Source organism: Pseudoduganella sp. R-31 (assembly GCF_049913235.1).
In the GTDB taxonomy this organism is placed as follows: Bacteria; Pseudomonadota; Gammaproteobacteria; order Burkholderiales; family Burkholderiaceae_D; genus Rugamonas.
Genome location: NZ_CP183986.1, coordinates 2,639,693 through 2,658,968 on the forward strand (window position 1 = coordinate 2,639,693; position 19,276 = coordinate 2,658,968).

The 19,276-nt window shown below is 60.1% G+C and carries 16 protein-coding genes; 14 read left to right on the forward strand and 2 right to left on the reverse strand.

Annotated elements, in window-relative coordinates:
• Positions 1-54: 54 nt before the first annotated feature.
• Positions 55-255 (reverse strand): YbdD/YjiX family protein, encoded by a 201-nt coding sequence (locus tag ACN9MY_RS12065; protein WP_130313223.1) that lies wholly within the window; start codon positions 253-255, stop codon positions 55-57.
• A 4-nt stretch (positions 256-259) separates the two neighbouring features.
• A complete protein-coding gene (locus ACN9MY_RS12070) occupies positions 260-2,320 on the reverse strand; it encodes a carbon starvation CstA family protein (protein ID WP_426337396.1) in 2,061 nt (686 codons plus the stop codon).
• A gap of 129 nt (positions 2,321-2,449) precedes the next feature.
• Here ACN9MY_RS12070 and ACN9MY_RS12075 point away from each other — a divergent pair, with 129 nt between their 5' ends.
• From ACN9MY_RS12075 to ACN9MY_RS12140, 14 genes are all read left to right on the forward strand, one after another.
• The gene (locus ACN9MY_RS12075) at positions 2,450-3,811 is read left to right on the forward strand and encodes a cache domain-containing protein (protein WP_426322607.1); all 1,362 of its coding nucleotides are present in this window, start codon (positions 2,450-2,452) and stop codon (positions 3,809-3,811) included.
• A complete protein-coding gene (locus tag ACN9MY_RS12080; protein WP_426322609.1) occupies positions 3,808-4,437 on the forward strand; it encodes a response regulator in 630 nt (209 codons plus the stop codon). Before ACN9MY_RS12075 ends, ACN9MY_RS12080 begins: the two co-directional genes overlap by 4 nt.
• Before the next feature lie 293 nt (positions 4,438-4,730).
• On the forward strand, positions 4,731-5,669 hold the full coding sequence (locus ACN9MY_RS12085) for an HDOD domain-containing protein (protein WP_426322611.1): 939 nt from the start codon (positions 4,731-4,733) through the stop codon (positions 5,667-5,669).
• 2 nt (positions 5,670-5,671) lie between these two features.
• Complete coding sequence (locus ACN9MY_RS12090; protein WP_426322613.1) at positions 5,672-7,729, forward strand: putative bifunctional diguanylate cyclase/phosphodiesterase; 2,058 nt, start codon at positions 5,672-5,674, stop codon at positions 7,727-7,729.
• A gap of 2 nt (positions 7,730-7,731) precedes the next feature.
• Positions 7,732-8,529 carry a substrate-binding periplasmic protein gene (locus ACN9MY_RS12095; protein WP_426322615.1) on the forward strand — a complete coding sequence of 266 codons (798 nt, stop codon included), beginning with the start codon at positions 7,732-7,734 and terminating at the stop codon, positions 8,527-8,529.
• Between the two features lie 122 nt (positions 8,530-8,651).
• Positions 8,652-10,046 (forward strand): DUF6861 domain-containing protein, encoded by a 1,395-nt coding sequence (locus ACN9MY_RS12100; RefSeq protein ID WP_426322617.1) that lies wholly within the window; start codon positions 8,652-8,654, stop codon positions 10,044-10,046.
• An 11-nt stretch (positions 10,047-10,057) separates the two neighbouring features.
• The gene (locus ACN9MY_RS12105) at positions 10,058-10,684 is read left to right on the forward strand and encodes a GAD-like domain-containing protein (RefSeq protein WP_426170928.1); all 627 of its coding nucleotides are present in this window, start codon (positions 10,058-10,060) and stop codon (positions 10,682-10,684) included.
• Between the two features lie 4 nt (positions 10,685-10,688).
• Entirely contained in the window at positions 10,689-11,300 is a 612-nt protein-coding gene (locus tag ACN9MY_RS12110) for a GAD-like domain-containing protein (RefSeq protein ID WP_426323737.1), read from the forward strand.
• Between the two features lie 34 nt (positions 11,301-11,334).
• The gene (locus ACN9MY_RS12115) at positions 11,335-11,946 is read left to right on the forward strand and encodes a GAD-like domain-containing protein (protein WP_426322619.1); all 612 of its coding nucleotides are present in this window, start codon (positions 11,335-11,337) and stop codon (positions 11,944-11,946) included.
• Positions 11,947-11,961: 15 nt separating this feature from the next.
• Positions 11,962-12,588, forward strand: a complete 627-nt coding sequence (locus ACN9MY_RS12120) for a GAD-like domain-containing protein (RefSeq protein ID WP_426170931.1) — start codon at positions 11,962-11,964, stop codon at positions 12,586-12,588.
• 1 nt (position 12,589) lies between these two features.
• Entirely contained in the window at positions 12,590-13,198 is a 609-nt protein-coding gene (locus tag ACN9MY_RS12125; RefSeq protein WP_426170932.1) for a GAD-like domain-containing protein, read from the forward strand.
• The gene (locus ACN9MY_RS12130; RefSeq protein ID WP_426322622.1) at positions 13,195-13,809 is read left to right on the forward strand and encodes a GAD-like domain-containing protein; all 615 of its coding nucleotides are present in this window, start codon (positions 13,195-13,197) and stop codon (positions 13,807-13,809) included. The genes ACN9MY_RS12125 and ACN9MY_RS12130 overlap by 4 nt, the downstream gene beginning before the upstream one ends.
• Positions 13,810-13,951: 142 nt before the next feature.
• A complete protein-coding gene (locus tag ACN9MY_RS12135) occupies positions 13,952-16,090 on the forward strand; it encodes an exo-alpha-sialidase (protein WP_426322624.1) in 2,139 nt (712 codons plus the stop codon).
• 166 nt (positions 16,091-16,256) lie between these two features.
• On the forward strand, positions 16,257-19,268 hold the full coding sequence (locus ACN9MY_RS12140) for a TonB-dependent receptor (protein WP_426322626.1): 3,012 nt from the start codon (positions 16,257-16,259) through the stop codon (positions 19,266-19,268).
• Positions 19,269-19,276: the final 8 nt, after the last annotated feature.

Here is a 19,276-nt window from a genome sequence, read left to right on the forward strand (position 1 = left end):
AAAGAATAAATGCTAAGAATTTCGACACTTTGATCTGGCTCTAACTTCCAGTTACTAGCAGCAGCCACCCCGCTTGCCGGCGCCGCCGTAGCGCGCTTCCTGGCGTTCGCGGAAGAATTCCTCGTAGCTCATCACGGGCTCACCCGGGTGGGTGGTCTCGCGATGGGCGACGTAGGTGTCGTATTCCGGCAGGCCGCACATCAGCCGCATGCTCTGTCCGAGGTAGCGGCCTGCCTTGACGATTTCTCCGAGCATGGCTTTACTTGGCCGCGGCGGCGTATTGGGCCGGGGCTTCGTTGTGGGTCGGGCGGCTGGCGTTCCAGGCAGCCAGCGCGGTGCGCACGCCAAATACCAGTACGCTGACCACGACGATCATGAAGAAGGCTGCCAGGCCTGCATCGAGGTAGTCGTTGAAGATGACCTGCTGCATCTGCTCGATCGACTTGGCCGGGGCCAGCACTTTGCCGTCCGTCAGGGCCGCCTGGTATTTCGCGGCGTGGGCCATGAAGCCGATCTTCGGATTGGCGTCGAAGATCTTCTGCCAGCCGGCGGTCAGGGTGCACAGCAGCAGCCAGATGGTCGGCAGGATGGTGACCCAGGCGTATTTGGCGCGCTTCATCTTGAACAGCACGCAGGTCGCCAGGATCAGCGCAATCGCGGCCAGCATCTGGTTGGCGATGCCGAACAGCGGCCACAGGGTGTTGATGCCGCCCAGCGGATCGACCACGCCCTGGTACAGGAAGTAACCCCAGGCAGCCACGCACAGGCCGGTGGCCAGCAGGCTGGCGAACACGGAGTCGGTGCGTTTCAGCGACGGTGCGAAGGAGCCCAGCAAGTCCTGCAGCATGAAGCGGCCGGCGCGGGTGCCCGCATCGACAGCGGTCAGGATGAACAGGGCTTCGAACAGGATGGCGAAGTGGTACCAGAACGCCATCATGGCCTTGCCGCCCACCACGTTGGACAGGATGTGCGCCATGCCCACCGCCAGGGTCGGTGCGCCGCCGGCGCGGGAGATGATGGTGGATTCGCCCACGTCCTTGGCGGTCTGCGTCAGCATTTCAGGCGTGACGTAGAAGCCCCATTGGGAAATCGCCTGCGCTGCAGATTCGGCGGTGGTGCCGAGCAGTGCGGCCGGGCTGTTCATCGCGAAGTACACGCCTGGCTCGATGGTCGAAGCGGCCACCAGCGCCATGATGGCGACGAAGGATTCCATCAGCATCGCACCGTAGCCGATGAAGCGGGCGTGGGTTTCGTTCTCGATCATCTTCGGCGTGGTGCCGGAGGAGATCAGCGCGTGGAAGCCGGACACGGCGCCGCAGGCGATGGTGATGAACAGGAAGGGGAACAGGTTGCCGGACCATACAGGGCCGGTGCCGTCGATGAACTTGGTAATCGACGGCATCTGCAGCATCGGCGCCACGATCAGGATGCCCAGCGCCAGGCCGACAATGGTGCCAATCTTCAGGAAGGTGGACAGGTAGTCGCGCGGCGCCAGCAGCAGCCACACCGGCAGCACGGAAGCGATGAAGCCATAGCCGATCAGCATCCAGGTCAGTTCAGTGCCGGAGAAGGTGAACATCGGCGCGAGGGCAGGGTTTTCCTGCACCCACTGGCCGCCGAAGATGGCCAGCATCAGCAGCACGAAGCCGATCAGCGACACTTCGCCGACGCGGCCGACGCGGATATAGCGGGAGTAGACGCCCATGAACAGCGCAATCGGGATGGTCGCCATCACGGTGAAGGAGCCCCATGGCGAGTGCGCCAGCGCCTTCACCACGATCAGCGCCAGCACGGCCAGGATGATCACCATGATCATGAAGGTGCCCAGCAGCGCGATATTGCCCGGGATCGGGCCCAGTTCGGACTTGATCAGGTCGCCGAGCGAGCGGCCATCGCGGCGGGTGGAAATGAACAGCACCATGAAGTCCTGCACCGCGCCGGCGAACACCACGCCGGCCAGGATCCACAGCATGCCGGGCAGGTAGCCCATCTGCGCCGCCAGCACGGGGCCGACCAGCGGGCCGGCGCCGGCAATCGCGGCGAAGTGGTGGCCGAACAGAACGTTCTTATTGGTTGGCACGTAGTCCAGGCCATCGTTGTGCTTATGGGCCGGGGTCAGGCGGTTGGCCTCCAGGCCCATGACGTTTTTGGCAATAAACAGGCTGTAGAAGCGGTACGCGATCAGGTACACGCAAACGGCTGCAATCACCAGCCAGATGGCGCTGACAGGTTCGCCGCGCTTGAGGGCAATCACGCCCAGGGCGCCGGCACCGAGCACCGACATCGCTGCCCAGCCAAGTTTCTTCATAACGGGATTCATCGGGGTCTCCTCCAAGGATGAATGGCCAGTATTCAGGAATTGAATATCTGTCACAAGCGCACCACTACGCAAACGCCGTCCGTATAACTACGTAGGACAAGCGCCCGGCAGCGGGCTTACAATCGCCGCATGAAGCTGCGGCAAAAGTTCCTGTTCCTGGCCATTGCGCCCCTGATCCTGGCCTTGTGCGCGATCGCCGTCGCGGTGCGCTACCAGGCGGCGACGCTTGCCCGCCAGCAGCGCGACACCATCCAGCAGGCCTACCTGGCCAGCAAGGAAGCGGAGCTCAAGCACTACGTCACCCTGGCCAATCACTCGATTGCCCACCTGGTCAAATCGGGGCGCAAGGACCAGGCCACGCTGGACGAAGCGAAACGCATCCTGTCGACCCTGAGCTTCGGCGACGATGGTTATTTCTTCGTCTACGACATGCAGGGCAATTCGCTGATGCACCCGCGCCAGCCGGAGCTGGTGGGCCAGAACCTGTTCATGCTGAAGGACCAGGAAGGCAATCCCACCATCCAGCGCCTGCTGGCCCGCGCCCGCGAAGGCGGAGGGCTGGAGCGCTACAACTGGGTCAAGCCTTCCACCCACAAGCCGGCGCCCAAGCTTGGCTACGTGATCCCGCTGCCGGAATGGGGCTGGATGCTGGGCACCGGCATCTATCTCGACGACGTCGATGCGGCGCTGGCCCAGGTCGACGCCCAGCAGCGCGGCAACATCCGCAATACCCTGCTGTGGATGGCGGCGATTGCGGCGCTGGCCCTGGTGGCGGTCGGCGTATCGGGCCTGGCGCTGAATATCCGCGAATACCGCGTCGCCGATGCCAAGCTGAAGGTGTTGGCTCAGCGCGTGGTCGAATCGCAGGAAGAGGAGAGGGCGCGCCTGTCGCGCGACCTGCACGACGGCATCAGCCAGTGGCTGGTGTCGATCAAGCTGCAGATCGAGGCCGGCATCATCCGCCTCGGCAACCCCGCGCAGCAGGACAAGGCCAAGGCGGCTTTCGAACACACGGCGGAGCAGTTGAACAATGTGCTGGGAGAAGTGCGCCGCATCTCGCACAACCTGCGTCCCGCCATCCTGGACGACCTGGGCCTGGCCGCCGCGCTCGACCACCTGGCCGCCGAATTTCGCGAGCACATCGGCGTCGACGTGGCCTTCATCGCCAACGGCTGCACCGACCGCCTGCCGGACGTGGCGAACACGGTGCTGTTCCGCATTGCGCAGGAGGCGCTCACCAATATCGAGCGCCATGCTGCGGCGACCAGCATCAATATCGGCCTCGAAGGCGATGCCGAAGGCGTCACGCTGCGCATTGCCGACAATGGCAGCGGCTTCGATGCCGAGGGCATCGCCGGCCATCCGAAGCGCGGCATCGGATTACGGAATATGATGGAGCGCATGGAAGCGATCGGCGGCCAGTTCCGCGTCGAGTCCTCGCCAGCCGGCACCACGGTGCTGGCGCGTGTAGACAATAAGGGCAAAAAATGAGTGAGCTGCGGACAAGGATCCTGCTGGTAGACGACCACCCCCTCGTACGCGACGGCCTGCGCGCGCGGCTGGAAGCGATGGCCCAGTTCGACGTGGTAGGCGAGGCCGGCAGCGCCGCCGAGGCGCTGGAAGCTGCCGGCCTGCACAGCCCCGACCTGGTCCTGATGGACATCAATATGCGCGGCACCAATGGCATCGAAGCGACGGCCCTGTTCAAGCGCCAGTTCCCGTCGATTGCAGTGCTGATCCTGTCGATGCATGACAAGCTGGAATACGTGACCCAGGCCATCCAGGCAGGCGCCCGCGGCTACGTGCTGAAAGACGCGCCGGGCAAGGATATCGTGGTGGCCATCGAAACCGTGATGGCCGGCGGCATCTACTACAGCGCCAACCTGGCGCAGCAACTGGCCAAGCCCATGGCGCAGGACAACCATCTCACCACCCGCGAAGCGGAAGTGCTGCGCCACCTCGCCAACGGCGAATCGAACAAGCATATCGCGCGCGAGCTGGACCTCAGCGTGCGCACGGTGGAAACCCACCGCCTCAATATCAAGCGCAAGCTCGGCATCGAGGGACAGGCAGAATTGATCAAGTTTGCGGTACAACACGCACAATTCGACAAATAGAAATTGCTAAATAGCTCAGGAATGTATCGTTGCAGGTACAATCCGGCAATTCGATTGCTCCCTCTATCCCCAAAAAGCTGACTTTTCAGCAATTTCTGTTATATTCCCGGAGTCTTGTAACACAGGGTGTCAGCGGGCGCTCAATGGTTGCTTTACATCAATAAACCATTTACCATTGTTCGTATTGCCACACCGAGATTCCGATGTCTGCGTCAGATCCGAATTCGTTTCCGTTGGTGGGAATCAAGCCTGTCCTGGATAACCAAAACCACTGGGCAGGACTGGCGTTTCAAATGCCGGCAGCGGCTTCGCTGCCCGCGCTGCAATTGCTCCTTGGCTGTCCTGAATCCGAAGCACTGGGTTCGCTCGATTACTACATTCCCCTCGCCGATCCGCTTGCCATCGAGGCCAGCCAGCTCGATGGCCTGCCGCTCGCACGCATCGTCTTCACCGTCTCCGCCGCGCAGCTGGCCGACAGCGCAGTGCAGCAGCGGTGCAAGCAACTGGCCGAGCGCGGACTGCGCTTGCTGGCCGATGGTGAAGCTGGCGTCGCACCGGCCCAGGCCTGTCTCCGCAGCGAACTGCCGCGCGCGCAGCAACATGAAGCGGCGCAAGGCGACGGCACCACCCGCAAACGCTTGCTTGCCCTGCTTGGCCTGCTGGCCCGGGACGCCGATTCGCGCGAGCTGGAAACCCTGCTGAAACAGGACCCTGCGCTGTCCTTCCAGTTGCTCAAGCTGGTCAATTCAGCCGCCTTCGCGCCGAACAGCAACCCCATCCACAATTTCGGGCAGGCCATCAACCTGCTGGGCCGCCGCCAACTGCAACGCTGGCTGCAACTGCTGCTGTACGCGCGCCAGCAAGCGGACGGCCCGGCCAATGCCCTGCTGCCGCTGGCTGCCCTGCGCGCCGCGCAAATGGAAGCCTTGTGCAAGCTGCGCGAAGGCGACCGCGATGAGCAGGACATGGCGTTCCTGGTCGGCGTGTTCTCGCTGCTCGACGTGTTGCTGGCAATGCCCATGACCGACATCGTATCGGCACTGAACCTCGACCTGGACGTCGTTGCGGCCCTGCTGGACCGCACCGGCGAACTGGGTGAGATGCTGGCGCTGGTGGAAATGCACGAACCGCAGGCGAGTGCGCTGCGCGACGTCGGCATCGACAATGAGACCTATTGGCGCAGCCTGTTGCAGGCCTACCATTGGGCGCTCCAGGTCAGCAGGAACGTGTGAGCATGCCCGCGCAACCGCTTGCCAATTTCCTCGCCAGCAGCGCCGCCGTGTGCGATGCCGTGCTGCGCCTGCGCGGGCACGCGCTGGTGGAGGAGCTTGGCCGCGTCGCGCGCGAGGTCACCGGCAGCCCGCACGGCCGCTACGTGCCGCGCGACATGACGCCGGCCACCGGCCTGCCGGGATGGGAAAGCGGCTTGTCGCAGCTGATCCAGTTCGACAGCCAGTATTTCGGCCGCTTTGAAGTATCCGGTCTCGCATCCTATACCGACGCCAACCGGCAGAATCTCGCCAGCCTCGCCAGCCTGGCCGCCAGCATACTGCAAGTGCATTCGGTAGCGCAGCGCACCACCCACGCCTATGTGCAGGTGGAAGCGCGCCTGCAGCACCAGACGCAGATCCTGGACCAGATCCACGAGTCGGTACTGACCATGGACCCGAACGGCTTCATCACAAGCTGGAACAAGGGCGCCGAGCGCCTGTTCGGCTATTCGGCGGTGGAAGCGGTCGGCCGCAACATCATCTTCCTCTACGACGACGAAGACGAAGATCTCGGCGATGCATTCCTGGAGCAGGGCGGCCGCCTGATGGAAGTGCGCCGCAAGAAAAAGAACGGCGAAGTATTCTGGGCCAGCCTGTCGCTGTCGCAGCTATGCGATATGGAAGACCGCTCGATCGGCCTGATCGCCTACCTGACCGATATCACGGAGCGCAAGCGGGCGGAGGAGCGCATCCACCACCTCGCATACTACGATGCGCTGACCAACCTGCCGAACCGTTCGCTGCTGACCAAGCTGGTCGACCAGGCCTTGATCGTGGCCCAGCGCAGCAAGGCGCACGGCTGCGTGATGTTCATCGACCTGAACCGCTTCAAGCTGATCAACGACACCCTGGGCCGCGCCGTGGGCGACGCGCTGCTGCGCGAAATTTCGCAGCGCTTCCGCCTGGCCCTGCGCGACCAGGACGTGGTGGCGCGGCTGTCCGGCGACGAATTCGCGGTTGGCCTGTTCGACATCCACCAGCATTACGAAGCAAGCATGGTGGCAAACAAGCTGCTGTCGGCGCTGAACGAGCCTTTCCTGATCGATGGCCATGACTTGCGCGTCAGCGCCTCGATCGGCATCAGCGTCTACCCGCAGGATGGCAACGACGCGGAAACCCTGCTGCGCTTGGCCGATATCGCCATGTATCGCGCCAAGCAGAATGCCTCGACCGACGGCGAGCATATCGCCTTCTACAGCCAGGACATGAACAAGGGCATGCAAGAGCGCATGCGCATAGAATCCGGCTTGCGCCAGGCGCTGGGCAATGGACAGCTGCTGCTGCACTACCAGCCAAAATTCGAAATCAGCAGCGGCAAGATCATCGGCGCCGAAGCGCTGGTGCGCTGGAAGCACCCCGAGCGCGGCCTGGTGCCGCCGGCCGAATTCATCCCGCTGGCGGAAGCGACCGGCCTGGTGGTGCAAGTCGGCGAATGGGTGCTGGAAGCTGCTTGCGCGCAGGCGCAGGCATGGAAGGAGAAAGGCTTGCCGCCGATTCGCCTGGCAGTCAACGTCTCTGCGCGCGAGTTCACTTCCGCGTTGCCAGGCCGCGTGATGGAAACGCTGCAGCGCTACGGCCTCGAACCATCCTGGCTGGAACTGGAAATCACCGAATCCACCCTGATGCACAATATCGAGCGCGTGATCGGCATCATGGATCGCCTGACAGCGGCCGGCATCACCTTGTCGCTGGACGACTTCGGCACCGGCTATTCCAGCCTGTCCTACCTGAAGCGATTCCCGATCGATACCTTGAAGATCGACCGCTCCTTCACCACCGGCATTCCGGTCGACACCAACGACTGTGCCATTGCCAGCACCATCATCAGCATTGCCCAGCAACTGAAGCACAAGGTGATTGCCGAGGGTGTGGAAACGCCGGAACAACTGGCCTTCCTCAAGGATTCCGGCTGCGACGAAGTACAGGGCTACCTGTTCTCGCGCCCCCTGCCGGCCGAGGAGTTCGAAGAGGCCCTGGTGCAGAACTGGGCGCCGCCAGAACGTATCGCCGCGGCAGGCTGACCATGTTGCGCGCCGCCCTCCTGGCCATGCTGGTTTCCTGCTCCGCGCAGGCTGCAGAGCCGGCGCGCATCAGGTTCGGCCTGCAGGACGACATTGCCCCCTTTGTCATGCCCGACCGCCACAGCGGCCCGATGGTCGATGTGCTGCGTGACGCCATGGCAACGCAAGGCATCGCAGCGGATTTCCTCTACCTGCCGCAGAAGCGAACCGAGGAAGCCCTGCGCAAGGGCGTAGTCGACGTAACGACCAGTGCCAAGCCAGGGATGACGCTGCCAGGCGTGATGAGCCGCTGGCCGATAACCAGCTTCCACAACCTTGCGATCACCCGGCGCGCCAACTTGCCGCGGCTCGATTCGGTCGCCGACCTGTCGCACTACCGCGTGACCGCCTTCAATGGCGCCAGCCGCATGCTAGGCCAGGCCTACCGCGACGCAGTGCAGGGCAATGCTCGCTACTCAGAACCCTTGACGCTGCAATCACCGCTGCTGGTGCTGAAGCAGGTGGACGTAGTGATCTCGCAGAAGGATATTTTCAACTTCTACCTGGACCGGCAGTCCTACCTGCGCGATGGCGATTTCGACCTGGTGTATCACGACATCCTCGGCAAGCCGAATGAATATTGGTTTGCCTTCCGAACGGTCGAAATGCGTGAAAGCTTCGAGCGCGGCATCGCGGCCCTGTACAAATCCGGCGACATCGACCGTATCTTCAATCGCTATAACAAAGCTTACGGCACCTCGCGTGATTTCTTCCGCCCATTGGACTGCCGCTTCGCTGCCATCAAGCCCCAGGACTGCTAGCTTATCGCGGCAGGAAGTTATTCATTGTGTCGTTCAACCTGCGCACTGCAGAACTTATCGAAAATTTAATTATTTTGCTATCCTACCGGTTTTCCAATTGAGCAACGCCAGAGGGTAGCAATTTGCTTAACCAATCGTCGCGCATATGGTCTGAACTTGAAAAACGGGAGCGCCAGGTCAGCAAGGGGCATGGCACGGGTTCGGTTTTCGACAGCATGGGACGGGCCATCAGCCCCGCGCCCCCATTCGGCATCGGCAATTTCGCAAGCCAGAGCTCACGCGTCGAGCGCGTCCAGCGCGCGCTGGAGCAGTCGGGTGACATGGCCAGAAGGATCATTGTCCAGCAACTGTCGGGCATCGACCTTTCGTCCATCTGGCACATTCTCATCGAAGTCTGTAAAGACATGGCCCTGTACTATGGCGGCTCGGTTGTCGCCGGCGCCACGGTCGGCGCTGTCGGCGGCGCGTTCTTTGGTGGAGTCGGAGCTTTGCCGGGTGCTGCAGCCGGCGCGGCGGTGGGCTCACAAGTCGGCGCCTGGGTGATGGCGCTCTTGGGACTGAAATCGCTGATTGAAGGCATGGTGACGGCAATTCCCGAAGCCATGGAGCACTATGAACGTGGTTTCCGTGAAGCCTGGGGGCCGCCGCCGCGGGGTGAGCGAACCTGCAGTTACGCGCTAGCCGGGCCGGAACAAGGAAACGTACGCCACGCAGCCTTTGAGTTCGCCAACGGCCACGTGATCATGATCATGGCCATCCTGATGGCGCTGATGGCCTACTTCTCGCGGGGAAAAGGTAACAAAGCCCTGGCGTTGAAAGAAGTCCGTGAGAGCCCGCGCCTGGGACCAAAAGTGGCGCGCTGGATCGAGGAAAATGAAGAGAAGTTGAGCCGGCATCCGGCCTTACAATCACGCCGCAAAAATGCAGCGAGCGCGCTGGAGGAACCTGCACCTGCGCCGCCGAAACGAAAACGTCCAACTGAGGAGCCGGAACCACGGCGCCCGGCAGGTATGCCTCAAAAGAAGGTTCCGTGTTTCAAGCCGAATGACCTGCCGCAAGGAAGCCTTCCCGAATTTGACCGCCAACTGGCGGGGCAGGAAGCGGGTTTGAACGCAATGACTGTCGAGGAATACATGGAAGGCCGCAAGGCGTTCACTGCAAAAGATGCAATTCGTGATCCCAAAGTGGCGAAACAGGCTCGTGAGGGGTACGAAAGGAGACTTGTGGAAGCACTTACCATCCAATTCCGCAAAATTGGATTGTCGGTAGGCGATGCTGAAACTAAGGCCATGCAAGAAGCAGCAACTAGAATGAAGGCGTTGGCAGCCTTACATAACCCCGACATGGTCGTAGCTGGACGGGATGTTATCAGCGATTTCGGTGATCGCAATATTAACTCGCGCATCGGTTCTCAATGGCGAAGCCGAGTTGGAACACTTGATGACGCAGCAAAAGAAGTGCCAATCTCGCAACGCACCGTTGCCAAAATGAATGTAAAGCTCGAACGATGCAAATAAGGGAATAAATTATGGATGAAGACTTTGAGTACTTCCTTGAGAAAATGGGGCCGGTGATGAATAAGCGCCATGTTCCACCATCAAGCATTGCTCGCTTTCGAGGAAAACTCCCTGATCAATTGCTGGCGTATTGGGAAGAACATGGCTGGTGTGGTTATGCAGAGGGTTTATTCTGGACCGTCGATCCGCAAGAGTACGAGCCTGTTCTCGAGGCATGGATCGGTGAAACGCCCCTCATGGAAAGGGATGCGTATCACGTCATTGCGCGGAGCGCCTTCGGTGAGCTCTACTTCTGGGGCGAACAAACGGGCAACACGCTGACGTTATTTGCGCCAGGGTCGTACTGCTTTCCTACCGAACCAGCTTTTCAGGAGCATGAGCTAGAGTTTGGTATGCGAGTTTTTTTCGGCATGCGGAAACGAAAGGACAACGACTTTGCTGAAATGTTCTCGCCAGCGTTGAAGAAATTAGGCCAGTTGAAGCACGATGAAATGTATGGTTTCGTTCCTGCGCTGGCGCTCGGAGGCCCATCGGAACTGCCGCATCTTCAAAAAGTAAAAGCCGTCGAGCACTTGGTTCTTCTTGCTCAACTCGCCCCATTGGAAGTGATGAGATCGCCTACGCTTACTGATTTCTAAAGTGATGGACGAATACTTCGAGTTCTTCTTGAAAAAAATGGGGCCTGCCATGCACAAGCGTTGCGTCCCAGCGCTGAGCATCGAACGCTTTCGAGGAAAACTCCCTGAACAATTGTTGGCATATTGGGAGGACCATGGATGGTGTGGTTACGCGGGTGGTCTCTTCTGGACCGTAGATCCTCAAGAGTACGAGCCCGTACTGGAAGCATGGATTGGTGACAGCCCATTCATGGAAAAGGACGCTTATCACATCATTGCGCGTGGCGCTTTTGGTGAGCTGTATTTTTGGGGCGAACGTACTTGCGACTCATTGAAAGTCTTTGCGCCGGGCTCCTATTGTTTTCCTCGTGAATCGGCATTCCAGCACGGAGATATGGAACGCGGCATGCGGGTCTTCTTCAGCAAGCGAGATCGTGAAGAAAATGATTTTGCTGACTTATTTGTGCCGGCCTCAGAAAAACTCGGGCCGCTAAAACACGATGAAATGTATGGTTTCGTCCCCGCATTAGCGCTGGGTGGCCCGTCGGAATTGTCGCATCTCCAAAAGGTTAAGGCTGTCGAGCACTTGGTGCTGCTGGCCCAACTCGCGCCATTGGAAGTAATGACCCCACCTTAGCTGATTGCGGGCACATCGACCGAACAATAAAGTGATGGATGACGACTTTGAATTTTTCCTGGCGCAGATGGGACCTGCGATTGAGCGGCGGCGTGTCTCAACAGCGAGCATGGCACGCTTCCGAGGAAAGCTCCCCGAGCAGCTATTGGCCTATTGGGAACAGCATGGCTGGTGTGGATACGCCGACGGATTGTTCTGGACCGTCGACCCCCAAGAGTATGAGCCGGTGTTGGAAGCATGGATCGGCGATACGCCATTTATGGAAAAGGACGCGTATCACATCATCGCGCGCAGTGCGTTTGGGAAGCTGTATTTTTGGGGAGAGCGTACCGGAGACTCTCTGAAAGTGATAGCGCCTGGAGCGTATTGTTTCCCTCGTCAATCGCGCTTTCAGAATGGCAGACTCGAACTTGGCCTTCGCATGTTTTTCAGCAAACGGGATCGTGAAGAAAATGATATGGAGGGCCTTTTCTCTCCAGCGAGGGAGAAGCTAGGACAATTGAAGCATGATGAGATGTACGGCTTCGTTCCTGCATTGGCGCTGGGCGGCCCATCGGAACTGTCGCATCTTCAAAAGGTGAAAGCCGTCGAGCACTTGGTCTTACTAGCCCAACTTGCGCCATTAGAAGTAATGACCCCGCCCTAATTGATTGTTGATGCAATGGACGAACATTTCGAATTATTTCTGGAGGAGATGGGGCCGGCGATTGATAAGCGGCCCGTTCCGCCATCGAGCATTGAACGATTCCGCGGTAAGCTCCCCAGCCAGTTGTTGGCTTACTGGGAGGAGCACGGCTGGTGCGGTTATGCAGACGGGCTTTTCTGGACGGTCGATCCCCAAGAGTATGAGCCTGTGCTGGACGCATGGATTGGCGATACCGAGTTCATCGAGAGGGATGCTTATCACATCATTGCGCGAAGCGCCTTCGGTGGGTTGTACTTCTGGGGCGAACGTACCTGCGACTCGCTAACTGTGTTCGCTCCGGGCACTTACTGCTTTCCTCACGAATCAATTTTCCAGAACGGGGATATAAACCTCGGCCTTCGCACGTTCTTCGGCGTGCGTGATCGCAATGAGAACGATTTTGATGACATGTTCTCCGGCGCCCGAAAAAAACTGGGTCAATTGAAGCACGATGAAATGTATGGATTCGTTCCGGCATTGGCGCTCGGCGGTCCTGCACCCTTGTCACACCTCAAGAAGGTTAAAGCGGTTGAGCATTTGGTGTTCCTCGCACAGCTCGCCCCATTGGAAGTGATGACGCCGCATTCGCTTGCTGATTTCTAAAATGACGGACGAACATTTCGAGTTCTTTCTTGAAAAAATGGGACCGGCAGTGCACAAGCGTTGCGTCCCAGCGCAGAGTGTCGAACGCTTTCGAGGAAAACTCCCTGATCAATTGCTGGCGTATTGGGAAGAGCATGGCTGGTGTGGCTATGCTGACGGCTTGTTCTGGACCGTCGATCCGTCTGAGTATCAACCGGTCCTGGAGGCGTGGATCGCCGGTACAGGCTTCATGGCGCAGGATGCGTATCACATCATCGCGCGGAGTGCATTTGGTGAGCTGTACTTTTGGGGCGAGCGTACTGGCGAGTCCCTCCGGTTGTTTGCGCCCGGTTCTTATTGCCTTCCCGTTGATCCGGTCTTTGAAGAGGATGAGCTGGAGCTCGGTGTGCGTGCGTTCTTCAGCGTGCGAGATCGCGAGGAGAATGACTTCGCGGGCATGTTTCTCCACGCATTGGAAAAGTTGGGGCATTTGAACCACGATGAAATGTATGGTTTCTCGCCAGCGTTGGCGCTGGGAGGGGCTTCGATGTTGAAGAATCTAAGGAAGGTAAAGGCTGTCGAGCACTTGGTATTACTTGCGCAGCTCGCCCCTTTGAGGCTGATTTCGTGAATGAAGACTTCGAGTACTTCCTTGAAAATATGGGGCCGGCGATAAGCAAACGCCGTGCTCCGCCATCAAGCCTCGCACGCTTCCAGGGAAAGCTCCCTGACCAGCTTTTGGCTTTCTGGGACGAGCATGGCTGGTGTGGTTATGCCGATGGCTTATTCTGGACCGTCGATCCTCAAGAGTACGAGCCGGTGTTGGAAGCATGGATCGGCGACACGCCGCTTATGGAAAGGGATGCGTATCACGTCATCGCTCGAAGCGCATTTGGGAAGTTGTATTTATGGGGGGAGCGAACCGGAGACTCCTTAAAAGTGATGGCGCCTGGAGCTTATGGTTTTTCACGTGAATCGATTTTCCAGGGTAATAGGTTGGAGTTTGCGCTGCGTTTGTTTTTCAGTAATCGAGACCGCGAAGAGAACGATTTTGCAGACCTGTTTTCCCCTGCCTTGCGTAGGCTCGGTCAACTGAAACATGATGAGATGTACGGGTTTGTTCCGGCATTGGCGCTCGGCGGTTCCGCGGCCTTGACACACCTCAAGAAGGTCAGGGCTGTTGAGCACTTGGTGCTGCTCGCGCAGCTAGCGCCCTTGCAAATCATGAACCCCGCAAATTGATCCAGTTTCCGCATTATCGGAATCCGGTTTGGTGATTTTCGTAATTGCCGGGTAATCCTGTGCATTGGAGAATGCGCTTCCGATACTCTCCGGGAGACGACGCATGGGGTCTTTACTTAACGCTGGCCCGATTGGTGCAGGGATGGCGGCAATCATCTTATGCGTGGGCGCGGTTGCTGCGCCCCAGGCACCTGGCTATGTGTGGGACAGCGTGGCAATTGGCGGCGGTGGATTTGTGTCCGCCGTCATTCCGAGCCGTAGCGAGGCTGGCGTCGTGTATGCCCGAACGGACGTCGGCGGCGCCTACCGCTGGGACAAGGGTGCTGGGCGCTGGATGCCGCTGCTGGACTGGCTGGGCGATGCAGATACTGGCCTGTTAGGCATCGATTCCCTGGCCGTTGACCCACACAATGCCGGCAAAGTCTACCTCCTGGCCGGCATCGGCTACTTGCAGAATGGCCGCACGGCGATCCTGCGTTCCAGCGATTACGGCAAGACCTGGGCCGTAACGGAGACCACTGGCCAGTTTAAAACGCATGGCAATGGCATGGGGCGCAATAACGGGGAGCGGCTGGCTGTCGATCCCGGCAACGGCAACGTGCTCTATGTCGGCACACGCTGGAATGGCCTGTTCAAGAGTACAGATGCCGGCGCTAGCTGGCGCCATATGGCGAGCCTGGATGTCAAATCTACTCCGAACGGTGCGGGCATCAGCTTTGTACTGCCGGACCCGGCCAGCGTGAAGGACGGCGCGGTGCGGCGCCTGTATGTTGGCGTATCGCGCTACGGCTCCGTCGGCCCGAACTTCTATCGGAGCGACGACGGCGGCGCAACATTCACGCCAGTGCAGGGTGCTCCCGCCGCGCTGATGCCGCAACGGGCGGCGCTCGATGGCGCGGGCAAGCTTTACATCACGTTCGCGAACGGTGCTGGCCCGCATCCGAACGACAGGCAACCCGAGCCCATGGACCGGGGACAGGTCTGGCAATACGCCATCGCAACCGGCGCATGGAAGGATGTGACGCCAGCCGGTTTCACGGCGCCTTTCAGCGGTATCAGCGTCGATGCGAAGAACCCGCGCCGGCTCGCCGTATCCACCATCAGTACTTACCTGCCGCAGGGCGACGCCAAAGGGGACCGCCTGTTCGTCTCTAACGACGCCGGCAACAGCTGGACCGACGTCATTGCTCGTGGCTTTAAAAAGGACCTGCAAGGCGCGTCCTGGATGGCCGGACATGGCATCCACTGGGCCAGCACGTTCGAATTCGATCCTTTCGATTCAAAGGCAGCCTGGGTTACCTCCGGCAATGGCGTTTTCCGTACCGCCGATATCGATGCAAGGCCGGCGCGCTGGTCCTTCCATGTGCGGGGACTGGAGGAAACGGTTCCCCTGAATGCCATCAGCGTTCCGGGTGGGCCGCTGGTATCGGCACTGGGCGATATCGACGGCTTCCTACACGCGAATCCCGCCCGCTATTCGCCGATCCATATGCCGCAGATGGGCACGACGTTTGGCCTCGCCGTGGCCAGTGCCAGGCCTGGCGTAATGGCCCGAGTCGGCAAGGCGATGTACCTCACCACGGATGGCGGCTCACACTGGACGCAAACACGCTCGTTGAAGGGCGAGCAGGGCCAACTCGCCCTGTCGTCCGATGGTGCCGTCATGCTGCACGCTCCGCGCGGCAGCCGGGAGGTTTATCGCAGCAGCGATTCAGGGACTAGCTGGAGCGTCGTGCGCGGCCTGGCTGGCGCCAACCTGCGCCCGGTTGCCGATTCGGTTGCGTCGGGACTGTTTTATGCCTACGACAACGGGGTGATGCAGGTCAGTACCGACAGCGGCGTTTCATTTGCACCGCGTGCGCGGCTGGCTGCAGGCGGTTCGCGTGTGATCAGGGCTGCACCGGGCAGGGAAGGGGATATCTGGGTTCCGCTATACGGTGGCGGACTGGCGCGCTCCACGGATGCAGGTGCCAGCTTCGCGCCCTTGGCCGGCGTTACCTATTGCGCAGCCGTCGGCTTTGGCAAGGCTGCGCCGGGCGCCGATTATCCGGCGGTCTACATCTGGGGCAGTGTCGGCGGAGTGCGGGGCATCCACCGCTCGCTGGACGGCGGCACGACCTGGCAGCGCATCAACGACGACGCAAACCAGTTCGGCGGACCTGGCGATGGCCAATTCATCGTCGGCGACATGAACCGCTTCGGCGTGGTCTACATGAGCACTGCCGGACGCGGAATCATTTACGGCCTGCCAGCCGCGGGCAAGGGGGACCCGGTGTTGTAGCAAGTAGACACATGCGAGTAGGTCTATGGTTCGGAAATCCGGGTAATTGTTTGAAAACGTTTTCAGCTTTGGTGAATTTCATAATTGCGAACGCAAAAATAGCAAAGCAAACTCCAATCACTCAGTGGAAAACCACGAGATAGATACTAAAAAAGGAGACTACAGCGTGAATCAGACTCACCTCAGGAAGACCGCTATTGCCCTCGCCGCGGCCCAGTTTGCACTGCTTACCGCCAGCACCGCGATGGCCCAGGTGGGGGGCGATGCGGCCCAGCCTTCGTCAGTCGTGGTGGTGACCGGCCAGCGGGCGGCACTGCAATCGGCACAGAACATCAAACGCAATTCAGACGAAATCGTCGACTCCATCGTCGCCGAAGACATTGGCAAGCTGCCGGACCGTTCCATCACCGAAGTGCTGCAGCGCGTAGTCGGCGTGGCGATCGACCGCACCATGGCCAAGGGCGACCCGGAACACTATTCGGTGGAGGGCTCCGGCGTGACCGTGCGCGGCCTGACCTATGTGCGCTCTGAACTGAATGGCCGTGATTCCTTCTCCGCCAATGGCGGCCGTTCGCTGAATTTCGAGGACGTTCCACCGGAGCTGATGGCCGGCGTGGACGTGTACAAGAACCCTTCCGCAGAACAGATCGAAGGCTCGATCGGCGGCCTGGTCAACCTGCGCACCGCGCTACCCTTCGATTACAAAGGCTCCAAGGTCTCCCTGAGCGCCGACTACACGTACAATGAGCTGGGCGGCAAGAAGAAGCCGGGCGGCTCGATCCTGGCATCGGATCGCTGGAAAACGCCGATAGGAGAGTTTGGCGCGCTGGTCGACCTGGCATACTCGGAAAGCGCCACCCGCACCGACGCCTTCCAGGTCGAGCCTTATTATCCGCGCACCGACGTCGTCAACGGCAAGACGGTGTGGGTGCCGAAGGGCGCGCAATGGCGCACACTGGAATTCGACCGCAAGCGCGAGGGCTATTACGGCGCACTGCAATGGCAGAAGGATTCCACGCTGAAGTCGCACCTGACTTATTTCAAGTCCAAGTACCAGATGCAATGGGATGAGCGCGCAATCTTCTCGCAGGCCAGCCCGTACAACATCCGCGTCAGCCCCGATGCCACCTACGGCCCGAACGGCAACCTGCTGACGGGTACCTTGACCGATCCGGCCGATGGCGGCATCAATTTTGGCGGCGACACCCGTACCGCCAACCGCAAGTCCGACACCACGGACATCGGCTGGAATGTTACCTGGCGCCCTGCGAACCGCTGGACCCTGAAATCCGACCTGCAGTACATCAAGGCCAAGACCCGCAGCCTGGACTCCACCGTGGCGACCGGCATCCAGATGGCCAAGGAACAGGTCGACCTGAGCGGCGACGTCCCGCGCCTGATCTTCGACCAGTCCGACCTGGCTCACCTGGCCGACCCCAGGAATTACTACTGGGCCTTCACCATGGAGCACCTGGATCGCTCCAAAGCCACCGGCAAGTCGTGGAAGGGCGATGCCATTTACGACTTCGAAGACCATCCCTTCCTGAAGGACATCCGCTTCGGCGTCCGCCTGTCCAACAAGGACTCGGTGACGATGAACTCCAACCCGAGCTACAACTGGTCGCCGATCACCCAGACATGGCAACTTGGTGGAGACATCAAGCAGCTTGCTTACTTGGGCGACCCACGGTTCAGCGGCAATACCGAGGTGCATGCCTTCAATAACTTCTTCAACAAGAACATGCAGGTGCCATCGCTGGTGTTCCCGGCGGTCTCGCTGGCGAATGGTTATCCGGACAGCTATGCAGCGCTGCACAAATACCACGACATCCTGTGTACCGAAGCGCATAACGGCGACTCTTCCAGCTGCACCCCGTGGAAGGCCGCCACGTTCGGCACCGATCCGGCCGGCACCAACGTGCAGTCGGAAAAGACCAAGGCCTTCTATACCCAGGTGCGCTTCGGCTTCGATGAACTGAAGTACCCGATCGACGGCAACCTTGGCGTGCGCTATGTGAAGACCGACATGACCGCCCAGGGCTACGTCACCTTCAAGCCTGACTACACCATCCCAGCCGGTAACGTTGTGACTGGCCTGCCGTTTGCCCTGATCCCGGCCTACCAGGCAGCCCAGGACTTCGACAACAGCTACCACAACGTGCTACCTAGCCTGAACCTGCGCATGAAGGCCAGCGACAAGCTGCAATTCCGCTTCGGCTTTGCAGGTGCGATGTCGCGGCCGGACTTTGACCAGTTGCAGGCCTACACTTCGCTGTCGCAGAAGCTCGACATCACCAACAACGGCGGCGTCACCACCATCAACAGCGTCAACCAGTCGGGCGAGGCCAAAGGCAACCCGCAACTGAAGCCGATCACCTCCAGGCAGACCGACCTGACAGCCGAATGGTACTTCTCGCCCGTGGGTTCGTTCACGGTGGCCGTGTTCAACAAGCAGCTCAAGGACGTGATCCTCAAGCAGTCCCTGGTCTACCAGATCCCTGACGTATCGGGCAACCTGCAGAACTTTGTCGTGACCGGTCCGGTGAACGGCGCCAAGGGCCACGCGCGCGGCATCGAACTGGCTTACCAGCAGTACTTCGACAAGCTGCCGGGCTGGATGTCCGGCATCGGCATGCAGGCCAACTACACCTACGTGGACAGCAAGCAGAAGCTGTACACCCCGGTGTTCTCGCCGTACTGCAGCGGCAGCAGCCAGGCCGCTGGCCTGAACACCAGCATGAATGGTTGCGACACCAACGGCCAGACCTTCAACGATTTGCCGCTGCCACTGCTGTCGAAGAATGCCTACAACATCGCACTGCTGTACGACAAAGGCCCATGGTCGGCCCGCGTGGCCTACAGCTGGCGTTCCAGGAACCTGCAGGCGATCGACGTGAACGGCACCAACGGCGGCGACGCCACCGACACCAATCCGGCCAGCCCGACTTTCGGCCAGCACGTGCTGCACTGGGCGCTTCCGACCTGGGCCGATTCCTTCGGCCAGCTGGATGCCTCGGTGTTCTACCAGATCAACGACAAGGCAACCATTGGCATTGAAGGCACCAACCTGACCGATGCCAAGTACCGCCAGTTGATGCAGCAGCATACCGGCATGATGGGGCGCGCATGGTTCGTTTCGGGCCCGCGCTACGCCGTCAAGCTGCGTTATTCGTTCTAATCACAGGA

Bases quoted from the DNA above. Each gene is read 5' to 3' on its own strand.
- ACN9MY_RS12095 (WP_426322615.1), top strand. From the start codon at position 7,732: ATGTTGCGCGCCGCCCTCCTGGCCATGCTGGTTTCCTGCTCCGCGCAG.
- ACN9MY_RS12080 (WP_426322609.1), top strand. From the start codon at position 3,808: ATGAGTGAGCTGCGGACAAGGATCCTGCTGGTAGACGACCACCCCCTC.
- ACN9MY_RS12085 (WP_426322611.1), top strand. From the start codon at position 4,731: ATGCCGGCAGCGGCTTCGCTGCCCGCGCTGCAATTGCTCCTTGGCTGT.
- ACN9MY_RS12070 (WP_426337396.1), bottom strand. From the start codon at position 2,320: ATGAATCCCGTTATGAAGAAACTTGGCTGGGCAGCGATGTCGGTGCTC.
- ACN9MY_RS12075 (WP_426322607.1), top strand. From the start codon at position 2,450: ATGAAGCTGCGGCAAAAGTTCCTGTTCCTGGCCATTGCGCCCCTGATC.
- ACN9MY_RS12135 (WP_426322624.1), top strand. From the start codon at position 13,952: ATGGCGGCAATCATCTTATGCGTGGGCGCGGTTGCTGCGCCCCAGGCA.
- ACN9MY_RS12090 (WP_426322613.1), top strand. From the start codon at position 5,672: ATGCCCGCGCAACCGCTTGCCAATTTCCTCGCCAGCAGCGCCGCCGTG.
- ACN9MY_RS12065 (WP_130313223.1), bottom strand. From the start codon at position 255: ATGCTCGGAGAAATCGTCAAGGCAGGCCGCTACCTCGGACAGAGCATG.
- ACN9MY_RS12110 (WP_426323737.1), top strand. From the start codon at position 10,689: ATGGACGAATACTTCGAGTTCTTCTTGAAAAAAATGGGGCCTGCCATG.
- ACN9MY_RS12120 (WP_426170931.1), top strand. From the start codon at position 11,962: ATGGACGAACATTTCGAATTATTTCTGGAGGAGATGGGGCCGGCGATT.
- ACN9MY_RS12115 (WP_426322619.1), top strand. From the start codon at position 11,335: ATGGATGACGACTTTGAATTTTTCCTGGCGCAGATGGGACCTGCGATT.
- ACN9MY_RS12105 (WP_426170928.1), top strand. From the start codon at position 10,058: ATGGATGAAGACTTTGAGTACTTCCTTGAGAAAATGGGGCCGGTGATG.
- ACN9MY_RS12125 (WP_426170932.1), top strand. From the start codon at position 12,590: ATGACGGACGAACATTTCGAGTTCTTTCTTGAAAAAATGGGACCGGCA.